The following is a 3,887-nucleotide window of genomic DNA, read 5'->3' as shown; positions in this document are numbered from 1 at the left end:
GGGGGCCCGGTGGTAGACGAGGCGGTCGTCGAGCGCGACGTCGGTCAGAGTGAGCTTGCCGGTGTCCGAGGACCGCATGCCGAGCGACGGCCACGCCGACCCGTCCCGCGCGACTCCCTCGGACTCCCCGGCGCACAGCGCGACGATGGTCTCGCCGTTCTCCGCGGCCGCCGAGAGGCAGAACAGCTCCGCGGTGGTGACGAGCGAGCACGGGAACTTGACGCCGGTCAGCCGGTAGCCCTTGCCGTCCTTGACCGCCTTCATGAGCGGGCGCATGAGGTTGGCGCTCCCGCCGGGCTCGGCGAACGCCGAGCCGACGAGGCAGTGCCGCCCGGCGATCGCCTCCAGCAGGATCCACGACGTGTCCTTCTCCCGTCGCTGGTGCTCGACCATGACGCCGACCGAGTGCGCGTGCATGCAGAGGCCGATGGCGAGGCCCGGGTCGAGGAGCCCGAGCTGCCGCTGCGCCGAGGCGACGGCGAGCATGTCCCCGCCGAGGCCGCCGAACTCTTCCGGGATCGCGAGAACGGGGAAATCTGATTCCTGAACCGTCTTGACGCGTGCGATCGGGTCGCCGTCCGGCAGCTCCAGGTCCCCGAGCGGGGTGGACCAGCCCGCGTCGAGCAGGGACCGGCTCGGCGTGCGGGACGTCCGACCGATGTATGCGGACGGCGTGCTCGCCTCTCTTGTCGTCATCGACGCTCCCGGTTCTCTCGTGGGTGTCGTTGTGACAGAGCAGCGAGACCCCGATTACGGACATCGATCGTGAGAGGACCGGACGTGACGGAGCAGGCGGACGGGACGGCGACCCGCACCGAGGGGCTCGCCCCGGTCATCCCGGCGCAGCGACGGCCCGGGCAGGCACCGGTGCCCCGGCCGCGACGGAGCCTGGCGCAGGTGCTCGGCGGGGAGCTGCCGGAGTTCGCCGCCGACCGGCTCGCGTTGATGACCCGGCTGCGGGCCGAGCAGGGGGACGCCGTGCCGTTCCGCCTCGGCACGGTCCGGGCGCTGCTGCTGAGCGACCCGGCCGAGATCGACGCCGTCCTCGTCCGCCGCAACAAGGAGTTCGGCAAGCACTTCCTGCCGCTGGTCGGCGGCAGCCTGCTCGGGCAGGGGCTGTTCACGAGCACCGGGGACCTGTGGAAGCGCGAGCGCCGGCTCACGCAGCCCGCCTTCCACCGCAGCCGGCTCGCCGCGTACGACCGGGTGATGGTGCGCTACGCCCGGGAGGCGGCCGACAGCTGGGCCGACGGCGAGGTGCGCGACGTCTGCGACGAGATGATGTGGCTGACGATGCGCATCGTGGCGGCGGCGCTCTTCGACGCCGACGTCGCGGGCGACGCGCAGGTCGTCGGGGACGCGATGGAAGGGGTGCGCAAGTCCCTGAGCGCGCGCCTGTCCGCGCCGATCCCCTATCCCGAGGCCGTCCCCACGCCGACGACCGTGCGGCTGCGCCGCGGGGTGCGCCGCATGGACGCGATCGTCCAGCGCTTCATCGACGAGCGCCGGTCCGGCGGGGTCGAGGGCCGGGACGACCTGCTCTCTGTCCTCGTCGGAGCCAACGACGACGAGACCGGGGGCATGAGCGACCGGCAGCTGCGCGACGAGGTCATGACCTTGTTCGTCGGCGGGCACGAGACCACCGCGCTCGCGCTGACGTGGACCTGGCACCTGCTGGCCCAGCGGCCGGACGTGCTCGCGGCGGTCCGCGAGGAGCTGGACCGGGTGCTCGACGGCCGCGACGCGACCAGCGACGACGTACGCTCCCTGACGCTCCTCACGGACGTGATCCACGAGTCCCTGCGCCTCTTCCCGCCGGTCTACGCCTTCGACCGCAAGGTGCTCGCCGACACGACCGTGGCGGGGCACCGGCTCCGGAAGGGCACAGTCGTCGTCATCAGCCCGTGGGTCGTCCACCGGCACCCGGGGATCTACGACCGCCCCGAGGAGTTCCGGCCGGAGCGCTGGGCCGGCGGGGCGGTCCGACGCCTGCAGCGCAGTTCCTACCTCCCGTTCGGCGGCGGCCCCCGCGTCTGCATCGGCAACGGGTTCGCCGAGCTCGAGATGGTGCTCGTGCTCGCCACGATCCTGCAGCGGCTGTCGTTCGAGCAGGTCTCCCTGGCACCGCCCGTCCCCGAGGCGTCCATCACCCTCCGGCCGCGCGACGGGCTGCCGCTGCGGGTGCGCCCTTGAGGTGTCCGATCCCGTGAGCATCGGACGTCCCTGCCGCCGGCTTTAGCCCTGCGGGACGACTTGGGCACTAGGGACCAGGCCGCCCGGGCCCCCGGGCTGCGCCGCCCGGGTGGAGTGCCGGCTACGGCCCCGAACGATCCCCCGCGCGGACGCAGACTCGTCCGAGACGACGGCCGGCACGGTGCCGTCCGCCGGGGAGGGGAAGACGTTGAGGACTTCGTACGTGCCGAGGAGAGGGCCGACCCTCGCCGCCTCGGCCGTCGTGGCCGTGGCCCTGGGCGCCGGCATCCCGGCGCAGGCCGCGGAGCCGCGCGCCGGCCTCGCCGAGCGCGCGCCCGCAGCGGTCGCGACGGCCGGACCGGCCACGGGCGACGACGGCTGGCTCGGGGGCAAGTGGGGCGACGACGACACCCGCGAGGACGAGAAGGCATCGCGGGCCACCGGCAGCTGGACGGCCGAGGCCGACCAGGGCTCGCTGTGGACCATCACGCAGCAGCTCGGGGCCCAGAAGGAGTGGGCGAAGAAGATCACCGGTGCCGGTGTGGACGTCGCGCTGATCGACACGGGTGTCACGCCCGTGGGCGGGCTCGCCGCGCCGGGCAAGGTCGTGAACGGGCCTGACCTGTCGTTCGACAGCCAGTCCGACGGCACGCGCAGCCTCGACGGCTACGGCCACGGGACGCACATGGCGGGCATCATCGCCGGGCTCGACACGTCCCTGCCGAGCGACGGGTCCAAGCCCTTCGTCGGCGTGGCTCCGGGCGCGCGCATCGTGAACGTCAAGGTGGGCGCCGCCGACGGCGGCGTCGACGTCTCGCAGGTCATCGCCGGCATCGACTGGATCGTCCAGCACCGCAAGGACAACGGCCTCAACATCCGGGTCATCAACCTGTCCTACGGCACGAGCTCGAAGCAGTCCTACCAGGTCGACCCGCTCGCGCGTGCGGTGGAGAACGCCTGGAGAGCCGGCATCGTCGTCGTCGCGGCCGCGGGCAACGACGGCGCGGAGAGCACCTCGCTCACCATGCCGGCGGTCGACCCGTACGTCCTCGCCGTCGGGGCGAGCGACCACCAGGGCACCGCGACGCAGGACGACGACCGCGTCGCCGACTTCACCAACCCCGGCACGGACGCCCGCCGTCCCGACCTGCTCGCCCCGGGCAAGTCCGTCGTGTCGCTGCGCGTCCCCGGCTCCGTCGCGGACGTCGAGCACCCCGAGGGGCTCGTGACCGGCGACACTACGGGCCGCTACTTCCGCGGCAGCGGCACCTCGCAGGCCACCGCGGTGGTCTCGGGCACGGTCGCGCTGATGCTGCAGCGCAATCCGCAGCTCACCCCGGACCAGGTCAAGTACGCGCTGAAGCGGACCGCGACGGGGCTCAAGGCGGACCAGAGCGCGGCGCAGGGCGCCGGCGTGATCGACATCGACAAGGCCGTGGACAGCGGGGCCCCGTCGGTGGGCAACGCGCTGCAGCAGTGGCCCGCCTCCAACGGCCTCGGCTCGCTCGAGGCCAGCCGCGGCGACAGCCACGTCGTCGACCCGGAGACCGGTGCCGTGCTCAGCGGCGAAGTCGACGCGCTCGGCGGCGGCTGGGACGGCCGGCGCTGGTCGGCGCAGTCGTTCGCCGGACAGGCGTGGAGCGGCGGCACCTGGAACGGGCGCCGCTGGTCCGGTGACAAGTGGTCCGGCGCCG

At 73.4% G+C, this 3,887-nt stretch carries 3 protein-coding genes; 2 read left to right on the top strand and 1 reads right to left on the bottom strand.

Features of this window, described 5'->3' with window-relative positions; genetic code table 11:
• The coding region (locus G9H71_RS21470; RefSeq protein ID WP_166284810.1) for an acyl-CoA dehydrogenase family protein at positions 1-696 on the bottom strand (696 nt) is incomplete at its 3' end.
• 84 nt (positions 697-780) lie between these two features.
• On the opposite strand from G9H71_RS21470, the gene G9H71_RS21465 reads away from it, so the two are divergent.
• On the top strand, positions 781-2,193 hold the full coding sequence (locus tag G9H71_RS21465; protein ID WP_166284809.1) for a cytochrome P450: 1,413 nt from the start codon (positions 781-783) through the stop codon (positions 2,191-2,193).
• Positions 2,194-2,416: 223 nt separating this feature from the next.
• A partial coding sequence (locus G9H71_RS21460) for a S8 family serine peptidase (RefSeq protein WP_166284808.1) occupies positions 2,417-3,887 on the top strand: 1,471 nt, incomplete at its 3' end.

Origin of the sequence: Motilibacter deserti (assembly GCF_011250635.1) — a bacterium.
GTDB classification, from domain to species: Bacteria; Actinomycetota; Actinomycetes; order Motilibacterales; family Motilibacteraceae; genus Motilibacter_A; species Motilibacter_A deserti.
This window is presented reverse-complemented; position numbering and strand designations above follow the sequence as displayed.